At 67.4% G+C, this 21,547-nt stretch carries 24 protein-coding genes; 14 read left to right on the forward strand and 10 right to left on the reverse strand.

The window, feature by feature from the left end:
• The first annotated feature begins 146 nt into the window (after positions 1-146).
• Both G341_RS0117440 and G341_RS0117445 read left to right on the forward strand, forming a co-directional pair.
• A complete protein-coding gene (locus G341_RS0117440; protein ID WP_018180452.1) occupies positions 147-632 on the forward strand; it encodes a PaaI family thioesterase in 486 nt (161 codons plus the stop codon).
• 77 nt (positions 633-709) lie between these two features.
• Entirely contained in the window at positions 710-1,006 is a 297-nt protein-coding gene (locus G341_RS0117445; RefSeq protein ID WP_018180453.1) for a hypothetical protein, read from the forward strand.
• Here G341_RS0117445 and G341_RS0117450 read toward each other — a convergent pair.
• Entirely contained in the window at positions 991-1,539 is a 549-nt protein-coding gene (locus G341_RS0117450; RefSeq protein ID WP_018180454.1) for a MarR family winged helix-turn-helix transcriptional regulator, read from the reverse strand. The two genes, G341_RS0117445 and G341_RS0117450, sit on opposite strands and share 16 nt — an antisense overlap.
• 72 nt (positions 1,540-1,611) lie before the next feature.
• Between G341_RS0117450 and G341_RS0117455 the strand changes: the two genes are divergently transcribed.
• Positions 1,612-2,436 carry an SDR family NAD(P)-dependent oxidoreductase gene (locus G341_RS0117455; RefSeq protein WP_026303823.1) on the forward strand — a complete coding sequence of 275 codons (825 nt, stop codon included), beginning with the start codon at positions 1,612-1,614 and terminating at the stop codon, positions 2,434-2,436.
• A gap of 156 nt (positions 2,437-2,592) precedes the next feature.
• Positions 2,593-3,900 (forward strand): acyltransferase, encoded by a 1,308-nt coding sequence (locus G341_RS0117460; RefSeq protein ID WP_245557042.1) that lies wholly within the window; start codon positions 2,593-2,595, stop codon positions 3,898-3,900.
• Here the strand turns inward: G341_RS0117460 and G341_RS0117465 are convergent.
• A complete protein-coding gene (locus G341_RS0117465; protein WP_018180457.1) occupies positions 3,852-4,679 on the reverse strand; it encodes an alpha/beta fold hydrolase in 828 nt (275 codons plus the stop codon). The two genes, G341_RS0117460 and G341_RS0117465, sit on opposite strands and share 49 nt — an antisense overlap.
• 76 nt (positions 4,680-4,755) lie before the next feature.
• On the opposite strand from G341_RS0117465, the gene G341_RS0117470 reads away from it, so the two are divergent.
• The 3 genes from G341_RS0117470 to G341_RS0117480 all read left to right on the forward strand — a co-directional run bounded on the left by G341_RS0117470 (position 4,756) and on the right by G341_RS0117480 (position 7,622).
• Entirely contained in the window at positions 4,756-5,337 is a 582-nt protein-coding gene (locus G341_RS0117470) for a TetR/AcrR family transcriptional regulator (RefSeq protein ID WP_018180458.1), read from the forward strand.
• A gap of 157 nt (positions 5,338-5,494) precedes the next feature.
• Positions 5,495-7,051, forward strand: coding sequence for an MFS transporter (locus tag G341_RS0117475; RefSeq protein ID WP_018180459.1), 1,557 nt, complete (start codon positions 5,495-5,497; stop codon positions 7,049-7,051).
• Positions 7,008-7,622, forward strand: coding sequence for an acyl-CoA-like ligand-binding transcription factor (locus G341_RS0117480; protein ID WP_245557043.1), 615 nt, complete (start codon positions 7,008-7,010; stop codon positions 7,620-7,622). Before G341_RS0117475 ends, G341_RS0117480 begins: the two co-directional genes overlap by 44 nt.
• 50 nt (positions 7,623-7,672) lie before the next feature.
• Here G341_RS0117480 and G341_RS0117485 read toward each other — a convergent pair whose 3' ends face one another.
• Positions 7,673-8,563, reverse strand: a complete 891-nt coding sequence (locus G341_RS0117485; protein ID WP_018180461.1) for a hypothetical protein — start codon at positions 8,561-8,563, stop codon at positions 7,673-7,675.
• Between the two features lie 38 nt (positions 8,564-8,601).
• A complete protein-coding gene (gene serS / locus G341_RS0117490) occupies positions 8,602-9,858 on the reverse strand; it encodes a serine--tRNA ligase (RefSeq protein WP_018180462.1) in 1,257 nt (418 codons plus the stop codon).
• A 76-nt stretch (positions 9,859-9,934) separates the two neighbouring features.
• Between serS and G341_RS0117495 the strand changes: the two genes are divergently transcribed.
• A complete protein-coding gene (locus G341_RS0117495) occupies positions 9,935-11,008 on the forward strand; it encodes a septum formation family protein (RefSeq protein WP_162140722.1) in 1,074 nt (357 codons plus the stop codon).
• A 24-nt stretch (positions 11,009-11,032) separates the two neighbouring features.
• Entirely contained in the window at positions 11,033-11,383 is a 351-nt protein-coding gene (locus tag G341_RS0117500) for a metallopeptidase family protein (protein WP_018180464.1), read from the forward strand.
• A gap of 116 nt (positions 11,384-11,499) precedes the next feature.
• Here G341_RS0117500 and G341_RS0117505 read toward each other — a convergent pair whose 3' ends face one another.
• Both G341_RS0117505 and pheA read right to left on the reverse strand, forming a co-directional pair.
• Positions 11,500-12,183 (reverse strand): histidine phosphatase family protein, encoded by a 684-nt coding sequence (locus G341_RS0117505; RefSeq protein WP_018180465.1) that lies wholly within the window; start codon positions 12,181-12,183, stop codon positions 11,500-11,502.
• Between the two features lie 20 nt (positions 12,184-12,203).
• Positions 12,204-13,163: a prephenate dehydratase gene (pheA, locus tag G341_RS0117510; protein ID WP_018180466.1), complete on the reverse strand. Its 960-nt coding sequence runs from the start codon at positions 13,161-13,163 to the stop codon at positions 12,204-12,206.
• 102 nt (positions 13,164-13,265) lie between these two features.
• On the opposite strand from pheA, the gene G341_RS0117515 reads away from it, so the two are divergent.
• From G341_RS0117515 to G341_RS0117530, 4 genes are all read left to right on the forward strand, one after another.
• A complete protein-coding gene (locus G341_RS0117515) occupies positions 13,266-14,051 on the forward strand; it encodes a DUF2470 domain-containing protein (protein WP_026303826.1) in 786 nt (261 codons plus the stop codon).
• 61 nt (positions 14,052-14,112) lie between these two features.
• Complete coding sequence (locus G341_RS0117520; protein WP_043451923.1) at positions 14,113-14,928, forward strand: CPBP family intramembrane glutamic endopeptidase; 816 nt, start codon at positions 14,113-14,115, stop codon at positions 14,926-14,928.
• Between the two features lie 11 nt (positions 14,929-14,939).
• A complete protein-coding gene (locus G341_RS0117525) occupies positions 14,940-16,313 on the forward strand; it encodes an LCP family glycopolymer transferase (protein ID WP_081622605.1) in 1,374 nt (457 codons plus the stop codon).
• A 62-nt stretch (positions 16,314-16,375) separates the two neighbouring features.
• The gene (locus tag G341_RS0117530; protein WP_018180470.1) at positions 16,376-16,927 is read left to right on the forward strand and encodes a ferritin; all 552 of its coding nucleotides are present in this window, start codon (positions 16,376-16,378) and stop codon (positions 16,925-16,927) included.
• 134 nt (positions 16,928-17,061) lie between these two features.
• On the opposite strand, the gene G341_RS0117535 is transcribed toward G341_RS0117530, so the two are convergent.
• From G341_RS0117535 to G341_RS0117550, 4 genes are all read right to left on the reverse strand, one after another.
• On the reverse strand, positions 17,062-17,973 hold the full coding sequence (locus G341_RS0117535; protein ID WP_018180471.1) for a DUF5926 family protein: 912 nt from the start codon (positions 17,971-17,973) through the stop codon (positions 17,062-17,064).
• Positions 17,974-18,041: 68 nt separating this feature from the next.
• Positions 18,042-18,875, reverse strand: a complete 834-nt coding sequence (locus tag G341_RS0117540; RefSeq protein WP_018180472.1) for a glycerophosphodiester phosphodiesterase — start codon at positions 18,873-18,875, stop codon at positions 18,042-18,044.
• Complete coding sequence (locus tag G341_RS0117545; protein WP_162140723.1) at positions 18,872-19,696, reverse strand: DUF4328 domain-containing protein; 825 nt, start codon at positions 19,694-19,696, stop codon at positions 18,872-18,874. The genes G341_RS0117540 and G341_RS0117545 overlap by 4 nt, the downstream gene beginning before the upstream one ends.
• Positions 19,697-19,974: 278 nt before the next feature.
• Positions 19,975-20,292 (reverse strand): rhodanese-like domain-containing protein, encoded by a 318-nt coding sequence (locus G341_RS0117550; protein WP_018180474.1) that lies wholly within the window; start codon positions 20,290-20,292, stop codon positions 19,975-19,977.
• Between the two features lie 489 nt (positions 20,293-20,781).
• Between G341_RS0117550 and G341_RS0117555 the strand changes: the two genes are divergently transcribed.
• Entirely contained in the window at positions 20,782-21,531 is a 750-nt protein-coding gene (locus tag G341_RS0117555) for a VOC family protein (protein ID WP_018180475.1), read from the forward strand.
• Positions 21,532-21,547: the final 16 nt, after the last annotated feature.

Consider the following 21,547-nt stretch of genomic DNA (forward strand, 5'->3'; position numbering starts at 1 on the left):
TGGTTACGCGCGAGTACTGTTGCCGAAATCCCACTCCGTGGACTTGCGGGGGTCGTCCACAAAGCCGTCTGATCGGGGTTCTGGCGAGCCCGATCACGGCGGGGACCCAGTATTTCACGCGACCCAGGTCACTAGGCTTCCCAGCTATGACCGATCGCATTCGCACCTACAGCTGGATCGATCCGTCGGATGAGCGCACATCAAGGGCCGGGCGCACCGGTTTGGAGTACGTGCAGGCGCTGATCACCGGCGAAGTACCGAATACCCCCACGTCGGCGACGATGGACTACCGACTGACCGCGGCCGGGTCGGGCTGGGTCGAGTTCCAGATGGAACCGCACGAATTCCTGACGAATCGGGCGGGCGGCATGCAGGGCGGCGTGATCGCCGCGGTGATCGACTCGGCCCTGGGCACCGCGCTGCTCACCACCATCGACCAGGAGAACTTCACGACGCTCGACCTGAGCTGCCGCTACATCCGGGCGATCCGGCCCGGCTCGGGCACGGTCACGATCCGCGCCGAGGTGCAGCATCGCGGCCGCACCACCGGCACGGTCACCGCGACCGTCCACGACGGCGCCGGCCGGCTGGCGGCGAGCGCCACGTCGACTCTGCTGATACTGAACGGCTGATCCAGACTGCTCCCAACTCGTGATTGTGAGCCAAGTCACCTGGTCGTAGCATGAAAGTGCCGGACAGGAGGTTCGAAATGCATGTGCATCACGACAGCCGGATTCACCACGAGAGTCACGGCAACCACCCCATGAGCCTGGTGGCCTATCTGCTCGTGCTCGTCGGTTTCGCGTCAGCCCTGCTGTGGCTGGTGTCCTGGGGCAGCGGCTACGTGGCGCAGGCGGTCACCGCGGGCATCGTCACGTTCGTCTGCTTCACGACCGCGGCCACCATCATGACGACGCTGGCGCGCAAGCATCACCATTCGCCGGTGCTGCCCGACAACACGCCGAACGAGGTCGCGCGCTACCGCATCCTTTACCGGGGCGCCTGACCACCGATCAGGTCGTGCCGTCCCGCCTCTCCCAGATCGGCCTCGCAACGGGCAAGAACCAGGGAGAGAAGGTCATTGAGGGTTCCGACCTGTTCAGCCGAGAGCACGGCGAAGATCTCCCGCTCCGATCGAGTGCGGGCGGCCGTCGCCTGCTGCCAGCGCGCGAATCCCTCGTCGGTGACCGCGATCGGCCGGGATCGGCCATCATCGGCGTCCGCGAGCACGGTCGCCAGGCCCGCATCGAGCAGGCGGTTCAGGCGGGTGCTGACCGTCCCCGACGTGAGTTGAAGGGTCCGCATCAGCACGGTCGGGGTGCACCGTCCCTCCGCCCGGACGATGGCCGACAGCGTCTCCCAGTCCGCCGTGCTCAGCCCCTCCTGCTTCGCGACCTCCCCGAGCGCGCGGGTGAACGTGCGCGCAAGCCGACCGATCCGCTGGCGCGCCGCCTCGACCTCGGGATCGACATCCACCATCGGCCAGGTCCAGGTCGGCAGGTCTCTGTCGACCGAGTCACGGGGTCCGCGGGATTCCATGGCTTGCATATTACTTGATAATCAAGATAGATTTACTTGACTATCAAGATATTTGTAAGCAGGAGTCTGATCGTGGCGAAAATTTGGCTGGTGACCGGTGCGAGCAGCGGACTAGGACGGGCCGTGGCCGGCGCGGTGCAGGCACGGGGCCGTGCGGGGCAGGCGGACATCGTGGTCGCGACGGCACGCGACACCGCCGCGATCGCCGACGACTTCGCCGCCGTGCTGCGGGTCGACGTGCGCGATCAGGGCACCGTCGATGCCGCGGTCGAGCACACCATCCGTACGCACGGGCGGGTCGATGTGCTGGTCAACAGCGCGGGTCACGGGTTGGTCGGAGCGGTCGAAGAGCTCTCCGACGGCGATCTGCGACAGGTGCTGGACGTCAATCTGTTCGGGGCGGTACGGATGACCCGGGCCGTGCTGCCGCACATGCGCGACCAGCGCGGCGGCCATGTGGTCCAGCTGTCGTCGGTGGGCGGCGTCGTCGGCAACCCCGGCCACGCCGCATACGCCGCGAGCAAATTTGCCCTCGAAGGACTGTCGGAGGCGCTGGCGGGCGAAGTCGCGCCCTGGGGCATCCGCGTCACCATCGTCGAGCCCGGCCCATTCCGCACCGCGTTCGCCGGCCGCTCCATCCACTATGCCGATCGACTGGACGCCTACGCCCAGACTCCGGCCGGCCGGCTCCGTGAGCGATTCGCCGACCAGGACGGTCACCAGCCCGGCGACCCCGACAAGGCCGCGCGCGCCATCCTCGCCGCCGTCGACGACCCGGCGTCCCCGCTGCGGCTTCCATTGGGATCGGCGGCGGTCGATCGCATCCGCGCCAAACTCACGGCCCAGCTCGATGACCTCGCGAGCTGTGACACGACCGCCCGCGACGCCGAGTACTGATCGTCGTCAGCAGTACGGCTCGTCAGCAGTAGGACGACGTCTTGCGCGCTTGGCCCGTATTGCCGCCACAGCCGACTGTCATCGGATTGCCAGAAATCAGTCATAGACTTCGGCGCGAAACGGGCAGCATCACCGGCGGACATCAGAGGAGGCATAGTGCGGGAGCGGGTCGCCGAACCAGGTTTCACAGTCCTGGAGGAGGTGACCGCGAGCAGTCCCGACCCGCTCGCCGATACTCGCAATCCGCGAAGCCCCACTCGCACACATACCGCGGACTTCGTTCGCGTGGTGCTGTTCACGTTCGTGGTGGTGGCGCACAGCGTCGACTACATCAACACCACCCCCGACGTCGTGCGTTCGGCCAATCTGGTGGGCACGCTGTGTCACCTGACCCGCTACGGATTTGTCGCCGTGACCCTCTTCGTACTCGTCACGAGTATGCGGGGACGGGCGACCTCGGCGAGGCCGTTCTGGCGCCGAAGGTTTGGTCTGGTGCTGTGGCCATACCTGACGTGGACGCTGATCTACAGCATCAATGACATTGTGCTGCAAGGTGACTCATCCTCATCGGTCGCCGAATTCTTCCGGACGCTCGGCGTCAACATCGTGACCGGCGACGGCAAGTACCAGCTGTACTTCCTGTTGATCTCGATGCAGATCTACTTGATCTTTCCGATGTTGATGGGCCTGTTGCGGCGTACCGAGGGCCACCACTGGTGGGTGCTCAGCGCGGCCGCGGTGATCCAGATGATCATGTTCGTGGTTTACCAATATCTGCCCCGCCCGCAGGGGCAAGTGTGGACGACCGTCTACGACAACGCATGGAAGACACTGCCCATGTATGCGTGGTTCATCGCGATCGGTGCGCTGGCCGCATATCACCACGCGAGAGTGGATCGATGGCTCCGAGCCCATGTACTGCCCCTCGTGGCAGTGGCCGCCGTGGGCACCACCTTTTCGGTGATGGCGTACCTGTATGCCACCTCACCGGGAACCGTGCCGCTGCAATCGAATACACCGTGGAACCCGGCAACCCTGCCGTGGCTGCTCAGCGGTCTGGTACTGCTGTGGCTGTTGGCCATGGCGTGGAATGATCACCGCGGGGCCGGCCGCGGCCTCACGGGCCGCGTGGTCACCTACGCGACGCCGCGGGCATTCGGCGTATTCGCCGTGCATCCGCTGATCCTGGACCTCCTCGCGCGTTTCGGGTTCTTGAAAGCGCTTGAGGACAGCATTTTTCGGTCATCGGCGTCTCGGACGACGGTGCTCGTGCTCGTCGTGTTGACGCTCTCGATACTGCTCACCGACCTGATCATGCGCACCCCGGTCAGCCGCATTCTGGTGGCCCGCTCACAGCTTCCGCTGCCGAGTGTCCGCAGCCGTGCAGCGACTGACGAGCGTTGCAACTCCCGCTCTCAGGCTGGCACGAAATCCCGCACAGCGGAGGCGAACTGCTCCGGCTGATCCTCCGGGATCAACGTCCGGGAATCGTCGATCAGCACCAGGCGAGCGTCGGAAAAGACGTCCGCCAGCCGATGCGCATGCTCCAGCGGCATCATGCGATCCTCGGTCGCCCACATCACCAGCACCGGCTTGTCGAACGTCGAGAGCCGAGAAGCCCACTTCAGCAAGATCTTTCGCGGAGGTGTTCCGGTCGCGAACTTCCGTAGATCCCGGCGGATGTCGACATCGCGCGTGGCCGGGCCGAACCAGTCGTCCATGATCTCGTCGGGGATCCGCGTCTTGCTCAGTCCGCCGTAGCCCTGATCGCCATGCCGGACGAAGCTCGTTCCCATCAGCCGCATGAAAAGTCGGGTACCGCCGGGCAACCGGCATAGCGCCGCGCCCGGCCGGGCCGGCTTCGGCGGAAAGTTGTCGAACGCTTCGCATGAGGCCAGCACCAGCCGGCCCAGCCGCTCCGCGCGGCCGTCGGAGATCATGAATTGTCCACCGCCCCAATCGTTGAGGACCAGCGTGACGTCGGTCAGATCGAGGGCCACGAGGAAGTCTGCGATGATCCTGGCGATTCCCCGATGCGTGAGATCGACATCCGGCTTCATGGGCTGACGATGCGCGCCGAGCGGCAGCGTGGGGGCGATGCAGCGGTACCCGTCGAGCAGCGGAATCACCTTGCGCCACTGGGTTTCGTTCATCAGCAAGCCGTGGCCGAACACCAGCACCGGCCCGTCGCCGCCCGTATCCAGATAGTCGATCGGCCCGGCCGGGAGTTCCACACGCGGCATGTTTCCTCCACTAGGTAGAACGTTCTAGTGAGTTTGACGCTACGCTGGAAGCACAGCGCAGGCAAGGGAGGATCCGATGGCCAACGACACCCGTGCCCGCATCCTCGATGCGACGGCCGAGCTGTACCGACGGCAGGGCATGGCCGCGACCGGCCTCAAGCAGATCGCCGCCGCGGCCGGGGCGCCATTCGGTTCGATCTATCACCACTTCCCCGGCGGCAAGGAGCAGATCAGCGAGGAGGTCATCCATGCCGAAGGCGTCCGCTACGGCCTGTTCGTCGGGCAGCAGCTGGCCGACGTCACCGACATCCCGGCCGAGATTCCCGATGTATTCAACTCGGCAGCAAGGCTTCTCGAGGAGACGGACTACGCCGAAGCCTGCTCCATCGAAACCATCGCACTGGAGGTGGCCAGCACCAACGAGCGGCTCCGCAGCGCCACCGAGACGGTCTTCTCGAGCTGGATCGACGGGCTGACGCAGTGGTTCGGCCAGACCGGGCTGCCCGACGACGTCTGCCGCAGCCTGGCCCTAAGCTGCCTGACGAGCCTCGAAGGCGCTTTCGTGTTGTGTCGCAGCCTGCGGTCGACCGAGCCGATGATCGCGGCCGGCCTCGCGGTCCAGGCGCGTACTCGGGCCGCGCTGAGCGAGCACTCCTGATACCGATACCGGGACGAGCACTCAACCACCCGCCATCACTGCACGAGCAACGGCTCACCCGGACAAATGCGCCGCCGAGGACAACGTAACGACGCATACCGGGCATACCGCCGGTCAGCTGTTGACAGTCTCTGCCATATGGCACAGTCTGTCACTTATGGAAACAACGGCTCACACCCGACGCAGTTGGTTTGCACTGGCTGCCATCGCCTTCGCGATGCTCACCATCGGCCTGGACACCACGGTCCTCATCGTCGCGTTACCCACGCTGTCGGGTGATCTCCACGCGTCCAACGCCCAGCTGCAATGGTTCAGCACGGCGTACACGCTGGTCCTCGCCGCGCTACTGCTTCCCGCCGGCGCGCTGGGCGACCGCCTCGGCCGCAAACGAGTACTGCTCGCCGCGCTCGTCGTGTTCGGCGCCGCGTCGGCCTGGTGCGCATTCGCGCCCGATGCCGGGAACCTGATCGCGGCGCGAGCCGTACTGGGCGTCGGTGCCGCGGCCATGATGCCGCTGTCGATGGCCGTCCTGCCGATCCTGTTTCCGGAACCCGCCGCGCGCACCCGGGCGATGACCATCTGGATCACCGCGATGGGTCTCGGGATGCCGCTCGGTCCGATCATCGGCGGCTGGCTGCTCGAGCACTTCTGGTGGGGATCGGTGTTCTTGATCAACGTTCCGATGATCATCGCCGGAATCATCGCCGTGGCCCTGCTGGTTCCCGAGTCACGCTCGGACGAACCGCGGCCCATCGATCTGCTCGGCGTCCTGCTGTCGTCGGGCGGTCTGGCCGCACTCACGTACGGCTTCATCCAGCTCGGCAACAAGAGCTGGACGAACGCCACCGGATTGTCTGCCGTCGCCGGCGCGGTCGTGCTGCTCGCCGTCTTCATCGCATGGCAGCGCCGGGCCGCGCACCCGCTGATCGATCTGACGCTGTTCCGCAACCGCAGTTTCACCGGCGGCGTCACCCTCGCCACAGTGGTCAACTTCGCGTTGTTCGGCGTGATGTTCACGCTGCCCCTGCTCTACCAGTCGGTTCAGGGGCACAGCGCGCTGGAGACGGGCCTGCGGCTGCTGCCGATGATCGGCGGAATGGTGGTCGCCACCCGGATCGTAGAGAAGCTCATCGAGCGGACCTCGGCGGGAATCGCGACCGGCATCGGCTACGGCCTGGTCACCATCGGTCTGGTGGTCGGCACCTTCACCGACGCCGGCACCTCCTACGGCGTGATCGCGACCTGGCTGGCCGTCATCGGATTCGGCTTCGGCATCACCATGCCGACGACCATGAACGTCGCGATGAACGCGCTGGACGTGCAGAAGGCGGGCGTCGGATCCGGGCTGATCCAGGCGATGCGCCAGGCCGGCGGCACGATCGGCGTCGCGATCTGCGGATCGGTGATGATCGCCGGATACCGCGCCGACCTGGGTCAATACCGACGTCCGCCGATCACCGACGGCGTCGGACCGGGTATGGCGGTCGCCCACCGCAGCGGGTCGGGCGACATGATCCACACCGTGCAGACGGCGTTCGCGCACGGTATGTCATCCATGCTCTGGGTGTGCGCAGCCGTGTGCCTGCTCGCGGCCGTCGGCGGCCCACTGATGCTGCGTCGCCCGGCCCGCCCCGACGACGAACCAGTCACGTTGTCGGCGGCCGACCCCGATGCGGACATCGATGAGTCAGAATCGGTGCATGTCAGAAACTGACCCCGGCTGCGGACTCCGCGAAAGCAAGAAGCGTAGGACTCGTGACAAAATCCGCCGGCGGGCGATGAAACTCTTTACCGATAAGGGGTATTCGCAGACGACGGTCGACGATATCGCTGCCGCCGCCGACATCTCACCCCGTACTTTCTTTCGATACTTCCCGTCCAAAGAGATGCTCGTGATCGCCGACGACCTCGACGAGATCCTCGTCGCGGCGATCCGCGCGCAACCCGACGACATGCCGCCGCTGATGGCGGTGCGGGTTGCCCTCGATGATGCATTTCAACAGGTCGCCGACGACGACTGGACCACCGACGTCACACGCCAGCAACTGCTGTTCACCGTCCCCGAGTTGCGCTCCGCCCTCTTCTCCGAACTCGAGCGCACCATCGAAATGCTCGCCTCACTGCTCGCCGAACGAACCGGTCGGACGGCCGACGACTTCGAGGTGCGGGTAACCGCCGGCGCAGTGGTCGGAGCGATGATGGGTTCCGGCCTCAACACGTCGACCGACCACGCACGGCGTTCGCAGGCGCTGAAGTTCCTCGAAGCGGGTCTGCCGCTGCGCTGAAACCGCGCACCAGGCGAGATCTGAACCGCCGATGGCGGATGGCCGCACGCTCAGCGCGCAGTTTCGACTTCGGGCTCTGCGGCACCGAACACGGCGACCGCGACTGCACCCACGACCGCCAGCACGAAGCCGACGATCGCCAGCCATTCCAGCCCGGGAACCGCCTTGTCCCCCAATGCGATCACGCCGATGATCCCCGGCACGACCGTCTCGCCCGCAACCAGCGCCGCCGTCGCGCCGTTCACCGAACCCAGTTGCAGGGCAACGGTATGCATGTAGAAGCCACCGCAGCCGGCGATGACGAGCGCGTAGGTCGCCGGATCTGTCAGCAGCTGGCCCAGGTCGAACGGGTCGATGCCGTGCATCACCCGCACTGCGATCGCCACCGCGCCGAACAGCACGCCGGCCGCCAGGCCGCAGAACACCGCGGCCTTCGATCCCAGCCACTGCATCGCGACGATCGACGCCCCGAACAGCAGCACCGCGGCGATCAGCAGGCCCCAGTGGAACGCGTCCGAGCCGCGGTCAGTGCCCTCGCTCTTCGAGGCGATCCCCAAGGCGCACAACGCCACAATGACCGTGGTGATCGCGATCCAGTCGCGGCTCTTCAGATGGATCTGCAGCACGAAGATGCCGAGCACCGCGGTCACGATCAGGTTGGCGCTGATGATCGTCTGGGAGAGGAACAGCGGCGCCAGTCGCGCCGAGACCGCGTTGCCGGCGAATCCCCCGACGTCGAGCACGGTGCCCACGATGAAGGGCACCGTCAGGACGGCGAGCAGCGTCGAGCGCAGACTGGGTGCGCCGCTGCCGGTTTCCAGGCCGTCCTCGCCCCGGGCCAGCGCCGCCGACTTCGACGTGCGGGCGCCGTAGGCCTGCATAACCGACGAGGTCCCGTACGCCAGGCTGGCGGCGACGGCGGTGAGGATCCCCCAGATCATCCCGATGTCCGCCTTATCCCCGTGTCATCTCGCCGCCGTCAGCGCGGCTCGAGGACTTCGGTGCCCAGGAACGGCACAAGCGCGGCGGGAACGCGGACGCTGCCGTCGGGTTGCTGGTGGTTCTCCAGGATCGCGGCGATCCAGCGCGTGGTGCCCAGGGTGCCGTTCAGCGTCGCGGCGATCGCCGGCTTGCCGTTCTCGGCCCGGTAACGCACCGACAGCCGGCGCGCCTGGAACGTGGTGCAGTTCGACGTCGACGTCAGCTCGCGGTAGGTGTCCTGCGTGGGAATCCATGCCTCGCAGTCGAATTTGCGGGCCGCCGACGATCCGAGATCGCCGCCGGCGACGTCGATCACCCGATACGGCACCTCGATCGCCGCCAGCATCTCCTGCTGCCAGCCGAGCAATCGCTTGTGTTCGGCGTCGGCCTCGTCGGGCGTGCAGTAGACGAAGGCCTCGACCTTGTCGAACTGGTGCACCCGGATGATGCCGCGGGTGTCCTTGCCATAGCTGCCGGCCTCGCGGCGGAAGCAGCTCGACCAGCCGGCGTAGCGCTTCGGCCCGGACTGCAGCTCGATGATCTCGTCCATGTGATAGCCGGCGAGCGGAACCTCGGACGTACCAACGAGATACAGGTCGTCGTCGGCGAGATGGTAGACCTCCGCCGAGTGCTGGCCGAGGAATCCGGTACCGCCCATGACCTCCGGGCGCACCAGTACCGGTGGGATCATCATCGTGAAGCCGTTGCGCACCGCCGTCTGTGCGGCCAGCTGCAGCAGGCCCAGCTGCAGCATCGCGCCGTTGCCGGTGAGGAAGTAGAAGCGCGAGCCGGAGACCTTGGCGCCGCGCTCCATGTCGATCAGACCGAGGGCCTCCCCTAGTTCGAGATGATCCTTCGGGTTGTCGATGGCGGGCGGGGTACCGACATGTTCGAGCACGACGTAGTCGTCCTCGCCGCCCGCGGGCGCACCCGCCTGCACGATGTTGCTGATCGCCCGGTGCGCGGTGTCCAGCTCGGCATCGGCCGCCGTCTGCGCGGCATGCGCGATCTTCACCTTCTCCGCGAGTTCCTTGCCGCGCTCGAGGAGCGCCGGACGCTCCTCGGCGCTGGCCTTGCCCACCTGCTTGCCGAGTGCCTTCTGCTCGGCCCGCGCGGTGTCGGCCTCCAGCACCGCAGCTCGCCGCGCGGCATCCGCCGCCAGCAGCGCATCCACCAGGGCCGGATCCTCGCCGCGGGTGCGCTGGCTGGTCCGTACCAGCTCCGGGTCTTCGCGGACGATCTTCAGGTCAATCACTCGCCAAACACTACTAAGCCCCTGCATTTGGCGGGGTGTCGGCACATCGACGGCCCGGGCGGGCATTATGGGCACGGTGAGAGCCCATTCAGTTCTGGCGGCCCGATCCATCCGCATCGCACTCGCGGCTGTCGTCATCGGCGCCGTCGTCGCGGCCGCGATCGTCGCCGCACTCGGGGGTTTCAAGGACGCCGGCGCCGTCGACCGCACCTTCATCGGGTCCGACCAGCATCCCGAGCAGCGCGACGATTTCGCCACCGCGAAGCGCGGCGACTGCCTGACCTGGCCTGATGTCAACTCCAATGACCGCAGCCGGGTCGCCTGCGCCAGCCCGCACCGATTCGAGGTGGCCGGCGCGATCGATACCAAGACCCTGCCACCCGAGCAGGCGGGCTGGTTCGACAAGAAGGCCGACCGGCCGACGCCCGAGCAGCTGACCCAGCTGCGCGACCAGGCCTGCCCCGCGATGGTCAATCAATACCTCGGCAAAACGCTCGACCAGCAGTACGGCCGGTTCGTCGTCGGTCTGCTGTATCCGAACGAGGCCGAATGGAACGCCGACGTCCGCGACGTCTACTGCGGCGTCCAGCTCCGCGGCGAGAATCCGGGCTTGTTCACCGGCAACGTCGCCGACCTCGATCAGTCGCAGCAGTGGCCTGCCGGCACCTGCCTCGGCATCGACCCGACCACCAAGCAGGCGACCGAACCGGTGAAGGACTGCACCGAACCGCACGCCCTGGAGGTGACCGCGCAGGTCGATCTCGGCGTGAAGTTCGGCGGCGCCAACGCTCCGTGGCCGCCGGAGGCCGCGCAGCAGGACTATCTGAAGCAGACCTGCCCCGGCCTCACCGATACCTACCTCGGCGACAGGGACCGCCTCAAGCAGACGACCCTCAACGTCCAGTGGACCACCATCCCGGAGCCGACCTGGGCCACCGGCGCCCGCAAGGTCTCCTGCTATGTCGCCCTGCCCGACGGCAAAGGCTTTGCCACCCTGGTGAATTCCGCCAAAGGCCTGCTGCTGATCAACGGCCGGGTGCCGGTGCCGCCGTCAACGGCGCCGCCGGGCCGCGAGCTCAATCCGGCGGTCCCGATGCCGCCGGGCGTCACCAGCAATCCGATGCACACCCAGGCTCCGTTGCCGGGCTGATCACCGAACGCATACACACACCCGATGCCGGTTCAGCTGTCCGACAAGGAATTCGAGTACCTCGTGGGGGACGCCCTGGATGCGATCCCGCCCGAGCTGACCGACGCGATGTCGAATGTCGTGGTGCTGATCGAACCCAGCGATCCCCACGACCCCGACCTGCTCGGCCTGTACCACGGGGTGGCGCTCACCGAACGCACCAGCGACTACGCCGCCGTGCTGCCGGACACGATCACGATCTACCGGGACCCGATCCTGCAGATGTGCGACAGCACGGAGCAGGTGGCCGACGAGGTGACGATCACCGTCGTCCACGAAATCGCGCACCACTTCGGCATCTCCGACGAGTGGCTCCATCAAAACGGCTGGGGCTGAATTGGCGCCAGATGAACGACCGGCTGCGTTATCAGTCGGCCCGGATAGCACTGCACTATCCCGGGCCCCCTTCTGCCTGGCCGCTCGCCCATCTGATCGCCAACTCCGAGTCGGCGTCAGCCCATGGGGTCGATTTCTTCCGCGGGGGTCTCCTCGATATCCGTCGCCGGTTCGAACGGCGGCGTGAGGTTGCCCCACACCAGGCAGTTCCAGCTGCCGTCGTCGGCGTACTCGAGCTCGATGGTGCCGGTATTCGACAGCCGTTCGCGCTCACCGAAGTCCATGGTCAGCCCGGTCAGCCGGGACGCGATCATCCGCATCACCGCACCGTGACTGACCAGATACACCTCGGCGCCGCTCGAGCCCACCAGGTGCCGCTCCGCGAGTTCGTCGATCACCGGCAGGTAGCGAGCATGCACATCGGAAAGCGATTCTCCGCCAGGAAGTCTCGCCTCGACATCGCCTTCCACCCACTTCCGGATGACTTCGCCGAATGCCGCGTGCGCGTCCCGGTCGTTGGCGTCCTCCAGGCTCGGACCGACCTGGACCTCGTGGACTCCGTGGACCACGTCGGCATCGATGCCCCAGGTCGATCCGATCAGGTCGGCCGTCTGTCGGGCCCGTCGGGCGACCGATGAATACAGCGCCGCCGGTGACATCAATCGTCGTTCGAGACCGAAGCGAACCGCTTGCCGCGCACCGAAATCGGTCAGACTGGCGCCCGGCAGCGCGGTGTCCAGGCGCTTGATCACATTCGACGTGGTCTCACCGTGACGGACCAGGATCAGCTTGCCGGACAATCACTTCCACCCTTCCTGCATCAGCCCCGACCTGCCCGCACCCGTGACAGCCATTCGTCGCTCGCCGCGTGATCCGGCGGCGCGCTCCCCGTTGCACGTTCGGCCGGCCACGATCCCAGGTATCGCAGCTCCGCCGCATGCCGATGCAGCGCGCCCAGCGCTTCGGCGACGGCCGCGTCGTCGAGGTGGCCGACCGCATCGATGTAGAAGTAGTAGCGACCGATCGCGCCGCGTCGCGGCCGCGATTCGATACGAGTGAGATCGATTCCGCGCGAGGCGAATTCGTCCATCGCCCGCATCAGCGATCCCGGCACGTTCGACAGGTCGAACACCACCGACGTGCAGTCGGCGCCGGTGCGAGCGGGCGGCGGCGCCGGCCGACCGATCAACACGAACCGGGTGCGCGCGTCGTCGATGTCGGCCACCGAGTCGGCCAGCGTCACCAGACCGTGCAGCTGCGCGGCCGCCGCCGTCGTCACCGCGGCATCCGCGGCGCCCTCGGCGACCATCACGGCCGCACCCGAATTCGACGACGCCGTGACGAATTCGGCGTTGGGCAGCAGCCGCTCGACCGATTCGCGCACCTGGGCGGCCGCCACCGGGAACGCGGCCAGGGTCCGGACGCCGTCCATCGGCGCCGATTCGCGGGCGGCGACGGTGAAGGCCACGTCCAACCCGATCTCGGCGAAGATCTGCACCCGCGACCCGGCCACCAGCGCATCGAGGGTCCGCGGAATCGAGCCTTCGACCGAGCTCTCGATGGGCACACACGCGTAGTCCGCGCGGCCGTCGCGAACCGCGGCGATCGCGTGCTGCGGCGAATTGCAACTGAGCTTGGTCACCGACCGACCGGCGAGCGCCTGAGGCGGATCGGCGAGCATCCGGTCCAGGGCCATCTCGGTGAACGTGGCCTGCGGTCCGAAGTAGGCGACTACCAATCCGTCCCGCGCGGTTGTTGCGGTATCTGCGGTGGTCGGCACGGTTTCAAACAGTAGTGCACCAAACCGGCTGACAGGTCGCCAATTGATGTTAGGTTAGGGTTACCTTGCTTAACCTTGCAGTCGATCCCGGAGGTCCCCGCGATGCACCCTGTCCACGCAACGCACACCCATGCGCACAGTCGACGGTTCGCCGAGATGGTGCACTCGGCGTGCCGTCGCGCGGGTGATGCCACGCTCGCGTTCGACTCCACCACGGCCGGCACCGGCGATTGCCCGCCCGTTCCGGCGGGTGTCATTCACCTGTACGACGAGCAGGCGTTCATCGTCACCCCCGACTCCTGCCACGCCGCGCTGGCCGCCCAGGAGTCCGCCGACCCGGAGATCGCCCGCTCGGGGATCCCGGCCATGGTCGAGGTGGCCGACGTGGCCCCGGTCGAGCTGCGCGAGCCAGTGCGGGCGCTGATCTGGCTGCGCGGCACCCTGCACTGCGTGCCCGCCGAACTGCAGCGCGACCTGGCCCTCGAGATCGCCACCGAGCATCCGCATGACGGCCTGCTCGACCTCGGACACGGCTACAGCCTGGTGCGACTGAACCTCTCCTCGGTGGTCGTCGCCGGACGCGGCGGCGCCTCGCTGGTCACCCCGGCCGAGCTCGCCGCCGCCGGACCGGATCCGTTCTGGTCGTACGAGACGGGCTGGCTGGCACACCTGGACGCCGACCACGCCGATCTGGTCGGCGAGCTGGCCCGGCAGCTGCCCGAGGAATCCCGCACCGGCCGGGTGCGGCCGCTCGGGCTCGACCGCGGCGGCATCGACCTGCGGATCGAGGGACCCGCCGGAGACAGCGATGCGCGCCTCGAATTCCACCGTCCGGTCAACGACGTCGTCGAGCTCTCGCAGGCGCTGCGCCTGCTGACGCACAGATAACAACCACTTGCGCGACCCGGCCGACTCCTACGATCGTCGGGTGACCTCCCGCAGCCGCTCGATCCCCCGCCTTTCCGGGGTCACCGATTGGCTGCGCTCGCCCGGCTCACAGATCGCCGTCGTCACCGACCCGCGACAGCGCCGGGCGATCGGTATCGAGATCGCGATCGTCCTGCTGCTGACCTTCGGACTGTCGGCGCTCAGCTCGTTGCTGTCGCTGATCGAGTCGCAGCTGCGGGCGGGCGGCATCGCCGGTCAGCGGGTCGCGCTCAACGAGTCGGTCAGCACGATCGGCGTGATCGATGCGCTGAGTCAGCTGCTGTCGGCGGTCCACCTCTTCGCGATCGCCGCGCTGGCGGTATATCTGCTGTGGCGCAGCGAGATTCCGCTGTCACTGCTCGGCATCCGGCGGCTGCGCACCCGGTCGGAGGTGCCCGCCGGGCTCACGCTCGCGGCGCTCATCGGCCTGCCCGGTCTGGGGCTCTACGTCGCGGCGCGGGCATTGAACATCAACGCGCAGGTCGTGCCGTCCGACCTCACCGACACCTGGTGGCGACTGCCGGTGCTGCTCGTATCCGCGGTGGCCAACGCCGCGGCCGAGGAGCTACTCGTCGTCTGCTGGCTGATCACCCGGCTCCGACAACTCGACTGGCGTGAGAACCGGTCGCTGGTGGCCGCGGCCATCCTGCGCGGCGGCTACCACCTGTACCAGGGCTTCGGCGGCGGACTCGGCAATGTCGTGATGGGCCTGGTCTACGGCCGGTACTTCCAGCGCACCGCCCGCATCTGGCCGCTGGTGATCGGCCACGCGACCATCGATTGCGTCGCATTCATCGGTTATGCGCTGCTCAAGCCGCATCTCGGCTGGCTCGGCTAGTGTCGGATCTCATGCCCCCCGTCGACCAGCCGCCGCCCGGCGATCCGCGCCGCGGTCGACCCGCTCCTGGCGCCCCGCCGGGACCCGGGCCGAACGTGCCGACGCGTCGGGTCGCGCAGGGCCCGCCGCCGGGTGACGCGCAGCGCGCCTGGTCGCAGACCACCCGGCCGGAAGACACCCGCCGGGCCGGACCGCCACCGCCGCCCCCGGGGCGCTCGGCCGGCCCGGCGGCCGGCTATGCACCACCGCAGCAGCCGCAGCCGATTCCGCCGGGCGGTCCGCGCGGCCCCGGCTATGAGTACCCGCGCGGAGCGAACCAGCCCCGCAGCCCGCAACCCGGCTATCAGGGCGGTGGGTCGCGCCGGGGCGGACCACCACCGGCTCCCCCGACCCCGGGCGGATCCCGCTTCCGCCGCAGGCCCGGACGCAAGCGCTTCCCGATCTTCCGGACGCTGCTCGTACTGATCCTGGTACTGGTGCTGGTCGCCGTCGGGCTGTTCTTCTACTACGACAGCAAGCTGCATCGGGTCGACGCGCTGTCCTCGTATGCGGGCCGCATCGGCGACACCCCGGGCACCAATTGGCTTGTGGTGGGCACTGATTCGCGTGCCGGGCTCACCGAGGCGCAGAAGGAGCAACTCGCCACCGGAGACAGCGACGGCGCGCGCACCGACACCATCATGCTGATGCACATCCCGCGCAGCGGCAAAGCGATGATCGTCTCCATCCCGCGCGACCTGTACGTGCCGATCCCGGGGCAGGGTCAGGACAAGATCAACGCCGCGTTCAACAACGGCGGCCCGAACCTGCTCGTGCAGACCATCGAGACCAACACCAAGGTGCATATCGATCACTACGCCGAGATCGGGTTCGCCGGGTTCGACAAGCTGGTCAACGCGGTCGGCGGCGTCGACATGTGCCTCACGCAGCCGATCGACGACCCGGCCGCCGGCATCAATCTGAAGCCGGGCTGCCAGAAGCTGAACGGCAAGGAGGCCCTCGGCTTCGTGCGCAGTCGGCACACGTTCGCCAACCAGGATCTCGGCCGCGTCGTGAACCAGCGGAAGTTCCTATCCGCATTGATGTCGAAGGCGACCAGCTGGTCGACGCTCCTCAATCCGTTCCGGATCATCCCGTTCACCAACGGCGCGGTGGGCACACTGACGGTCGACAAGCACGACCACATCTGGAATCTGCTCGGACTGGCGTGGGCGCTGCGCAGCAATCCGGTCACCACCACGGCGCCGACCGCAGGCCCTGAGGAGACCGACGCCGGGAGCTCACTTGCGTGGGGAGACAACACAACTGAGTTCTTCAACCTCATCGCGCACGACCAGAAGATCCCGGCCGGAATGATCGAAAACACCGGCGGCGCAGTAAGTTAGGCTTTCTTCAGTTAGCCTCCACTTGGGTGCATAACGGTCAATCGAGTCCTACGATTACCTTCATGGTTGCTCAACCGCCCCGTTCCAAGTTCCATCAGTTGCTGCATGACCAGATCCGTCATGAGTTCCAGGCGTCGCAGCAATACATCGCCCTCGGCGCCTACTACGACAACGAGGATCTGCCACAACTCGCGGCGCACTTCTACAAGCAGTCCGTGGAAGAGCGCAACCACGCGATGATGATCGTGCAGTACTTCCTCGACCGCGACATCTCGGTGGAGTTGCCCGGCATCGATCAACCGGAGGCCTCGTTCGAGGACTACCGCGGACCGATCGAGCTGGCGCTCAAGCAGGAGCAGCAGGTCACCGAGCAGATCGTCGCACTCGCCAAGACGGCCCGCGACGAAGGCGACTACCTCGGCGAGCAGTTCATGCAGTGGTTCCTCAAGGAGCAGGTCGAGGAGGTCGCCAACATCACCACGCTGCAGACGGTCGCCGAGCGCTCCAAGGGCAACCTGTTCGATCTGGAGAACTTCGTCGCGCGCGAGATCAACGCGCCGGCCGGCTCCAAGAACGACGCCACAGCCCCACCAGCAGCCGGCGGAAACCTCTAGAAGTCCTGCAATCTCTAGCAGCCCTGGGGCTCTAGCCGGAGATCCAGTTGTCGCGTGCCAAGGCAGAGGGAGGTCGACAATAGCGAAGCTATGTCGACCGACCGATAACGCAGGCAGGCGGCAACTGGGCCCGGCTAGCGGAGGGTTACCTGCCTTCCGCGTATTCCGTCGCGTGAACGGCGTTGTGCGGCAGTCAGTTCGGACGTGTCGGCGAGGGCGTCGGCCAGTCGCGCAGCGAACGCACTGACCGGCGCCTGCCACTCGTCCGGGTGCATGTCGTTGTCCAGGTCGAAGACCGGGACCAGCAGTCCGTGAGTGCGGAACGATCCGGCGAACTTCGATCCGTCGCCCAGCGTGAGCTCGCCCGCGGCGGACAGTCGCGCGAGCGCCACCATCATGTCGTCTTCGGATTCGGGTCGCACCCAGCGCAGATGCGCGCGGTCGCCGGCGTCGACCCACCAGGGTGCGCCCGGCGCGTCCACGGCGATCCTGGCGGTCGGCATGATCGCCTCCCGCGCCTGCGCAATCACCTGCTCCAGCTGCGGGTTCGATTCGGCGCCGTCCGCCAGCCACCAGTCGAAGTCGTCGTGCACGACGATGTCGAGCGCGGCAGCCGGATCGAGCACTTCCGTCAGCACGGCGGCCGGTGCATCGTCCGACCGCTCCAGAACCGAACCGGAGTCGGTGCTGCTCGCCCAGGCGATCGCCCCGGCCAACGCGGTCCCCAGGTCCTCGGGCTCCGGTTGGTATTGCAGCGCAACCGATCCCAGCACCGAACCGTCGGCATCGCGGACCACGGCGGGCACCGCGCCGGGCAGCACAGTCACCAGCCGCATGCGGCGGCCGTCGAGCGCGTCCGGCAGCTCGGCGATCGCCGACGGGACGAACGACTGCAGCGCGACCAGGTCGCATTCGGCGGCCAGCCCGGCGAACGGCCGCGGCGCCGGGGCCGCGCTCTGCTCGGCCCGCGCCCGGCGCTCGGCGATCCGCTCGGCCCGATTCGATCCCGGGCGGGGTCCACTGCCGCGCTTGCTCTTCTTTCCCATTCGCTAGAAGTTACACGCGGATGCGCGCACGGTTCGTGCCCCAGCTCCCGCCCGGCGGTGCCGCCCGGTCAGGCGCCGATGGCCGGCGGGTTGAGCAGGGCGTACACCCGATCCGGGTGGTTCGTGGCGATCCAGCCGACGCCCAGTTCGGTGCACAGGCTCACGTCGTCGGCCTCGTCGACCGTCCAGCAGTAGGTCTCCCGGCCGGCCGCCGCCGCCCGGTCGACCAGATCGGGGTGCTCGCGCAGGGTCGCGATCGACGGTCCGATCCCGGTCGCGCCGACGGCCGTCGCCGCGCTGCCACCGAACAATCGCGCGGTGTCGCCGAGAAGCACGGTCGGCAGCATCGGCGCGTTGCGGCGGATGCGCCACACGCCCGAGGTGGAGAACGAGATCACGACTGCCCGGCTGTGATCGGCCGACGGCGGCTGGGCCACCCCGAAGCGATGCAGCTCGGCGAGCAGCAGCTGCTCGACCAGCCCGCCCTGCCGCACCGGATGCTTGGTCTCGATGAACAGCCGGATGGGCCGGCGCTTCTGATCCAGCGTCAGCGTCAACAACTCGGCCAGCGTCAGCACCGGCGCCGAGACTTCCGCCGAATGCCAACTACCGAAATCGAATTCGCGCAGCTGCGCCAACGTCATCTCGCTCACCACGCCGGTTCCGGTCGAGGTGCGGTCGATCGTCCGGTCGTGCACGCAGACCAGCTGCTGGTCCTTCGTCAGTCGGACGTCGCATTCCAGACCGTCCGCGCCCTGCTCGATCGCCAGCTCGTAGGCGGCCAGCGTGTGCTCGGGCAATGCGGCCGAGGCGCCGCGGTGGGCCACCACTCCCGGGCCGCCCCGACGCCGCACGCCGGCCGATTCATCGGGGCCGGGATCGGGCGTCGGGTCTCCGTTCATGCGGCGACCAGCCAGCGCTTCGTTGGCTGCGCCTGCTCTTTTTCGTCGGCCAGCCGGCGCACGGCTTCCGCCAGCAGCAGCGCCATCCCTGCGACGGCGAGGTCGCACAGGGCCGTCATCAGCACCGAATTCGCCTGCCACTGCAGCGAATCCGCATTGACGCGAATCGTGACGGTGGCGATGGCCCACAGGTTGAGGAACACCCACGCGCCGCCGCCGATGAACACCAGTCGGCGCGCACGGTCGGCAGGCAGGTCCGGCCGACGGTCGATCAGCTCTCGGGCGAAGGCCATCGGCCAGAACCAGTTCACCACTGGTACGACCGTGCCGATCAGCAATTGGGCACCCGATCGCGGATCCCGCATACCGTCGGCCCGGTACGACTCGTCGCGCTGCGCGATCAGCCAGATGGCGACGGCGATCGCCGCAGCCACCACCACGAGCACCGACAAGGCGCCGAAGATCACCGCAAACCATTGCGCCACAGTGGAGCTGACCCCGACGGGGCTGCTGCGGTTATAGACCAGCAGGCCGTAGAGCCAGAACTCCGTCAGGGCGGCCGCCCCCATCACTCCGGCCAGCACCCACAGCACCCGGCGGGTGACGACGCGAATCGCCGTGAGCTCGCCGGCACGGAACCGGTCGGCGAGCGCCATCGGTGCGGCGGGCTCGAATGTCTGGGTCAGCCCCCAACGCGGAATCTCGGTATACCTCGGCGTCGCGCCGGCGGCCGGTCGCCGCGGTCGACGAGGTTCCGGACGCGCCTCCGGCGGGCGGCTCGCGATCCAGCGCACGGCGAAGCGCCGACGCTGCTGAGGCACTCCGGTCCGTGGTCGAGGCGGGGCGGGCGCCACTCGAGCGGGTGCCGGTTGCGGAGGCGGCGGCATCACCGGGATCGGGCCGCGGGCCGGCATCGGCACCTGCGGGCCCGGGACCGGTCGCGGCGGGATGGGCGGGGCCGGGGCGGGGGCTGGGCGCACGACCCGGCCGTCGTCGCCGATCAACAGCAACGCGCCGCCGCAGCGCGGACAGCCGGGACGGCCGTCCTGATGCGGCGCCTGGATGCGGCAGTGGGGGCAGTAGTCCTTCACAGCGCCCGCTACGCCCCGGTGACGACGGTCCGGGAGGCGCCGATCCAGGCGATCATGCCGCCGTCGACATTCGCGCCCTCATACCCGACCTGCTCCAGATAGCGGACCACCCGCTCGGAGCGGCCGCCGCCATGACAGATGACATAGAGTTCGGCGTCCGGGTCGATCTCCTCGAGCCGGGCCGGGACCTCCCCCAGGGGAATGTGCAGCGCCCCGGGGACATGTCCGGACGCCCATTCGTCGTCTTCACGTACGTCAAGGAGGACGCGATCAGTGACAGCGGTGAAGTCGTCCGGCAACTGATCGACTGGCACAGAGTTCGGCATACATTAAGTGTTCCACGCGAAAGGCCGTCGGGTTGTCGGTCAGCCGGTTCGTTTCTCGACCGAAGTTATCCACAAGTTATCCACCGCGCTTCACGATGCCGCGACATCTACACCACAAGCCGATCACTTTGCTATAGAAAAACGTCTTCGGGCATCGTTCACTATTCGTGTGACGCCCGTCACTGACCATGTGGCTCAGATTCGAGAATGTCCATCTTTGTCCACAGTTTCCACAGGCTCATCCACAGGCCGAATACCCCACCGATGGCGGTTCGTCTGGGAATATCCACCAATCTGTGGATAACTCTGCGGCTCGGGTTGCCTGATACTCACAGTCACATCTCAGCCGTATCGTGACGCAGCTCACTTTTTTGCAATCGGTGATCGGTGCTTCATAGAAATGTCCATTGTCAAACTTCGCCGGTCGGCTCCTCGGTCGCTTGAAGAATGCTGCGAGGCGCCTTTGAGGGCTGTGCCAGACTTGCGGGCATGGCAGTCCGATGGCTCAGCGCTCTCCTGGACTTCCCGGCCGACCAGTTCAGCACCGAGGTGACTTTCTGGCGAGCGATCGCCGGCAGCACCGTCTCGCCGCCCTACGGGCCGAACAACGAGTTCGCCTCGCTGGAACCCTTCAACGGCGACCCGCACCTGATGGTTCAGCGCGTTCAGGACGGCCCCGGCGGGGTGCATCTGGATCTTCACGTCGACGACTTCGACACGGCCGTCGCGCGCGCCCAGGAGCTCGGCGCGCAGCTGCAGACCTCGACCGCCGACCTGGCGGTCCTCCGCTCGCCCGCCGGATTCGCCTTCTGCCTGGCCGAATGGCATGGCCAGGACGAGCGTTCACGGCCCATCCGTTGGCCCGGCGACACCATCAGCATCATCGACCAGCTGGTCATCGACGTGCCCGGGCACGCCTACGACACCGAGACCGCGTTCTGGGCCGATCTGACGCAGTGGCCCGCGAACGATGCCGGGGAGCCGGGATTCCGTCGCCTCGATCATCCGAACAACATCACGCTCCGCCTGCTCCTGCAGCGCGTCGAGACCGGCCAGATCGGCGCTCACCTGGACCTGGCGAGCACACATCCGGAGGATGAGGTGACGCGGCACGAAGGCTGGGGCGCCATCGTCGTCAAGCACTATCCGCACTGGACGGTGATGGCTGATCCGATGGGCCGGGAGTACTGCATCACCCATCGCAATCCCCGCACCGGCAAGTTGTTGTCGGGCGAGTAGCGGACTGTGCCGACAC

The organism is Jongsikchunia kroppenstedtii DSM 45133 (assembly GCF_000380485.1).
In the GTDB taxonomy this organism is placed as follows: Bacteria; Actinomycetota; Actinomycetes; order Mycobacteriales; family Mycobacteriaceae; genus Jongsikchunia; species Jongsikchunia kroppenstedtii.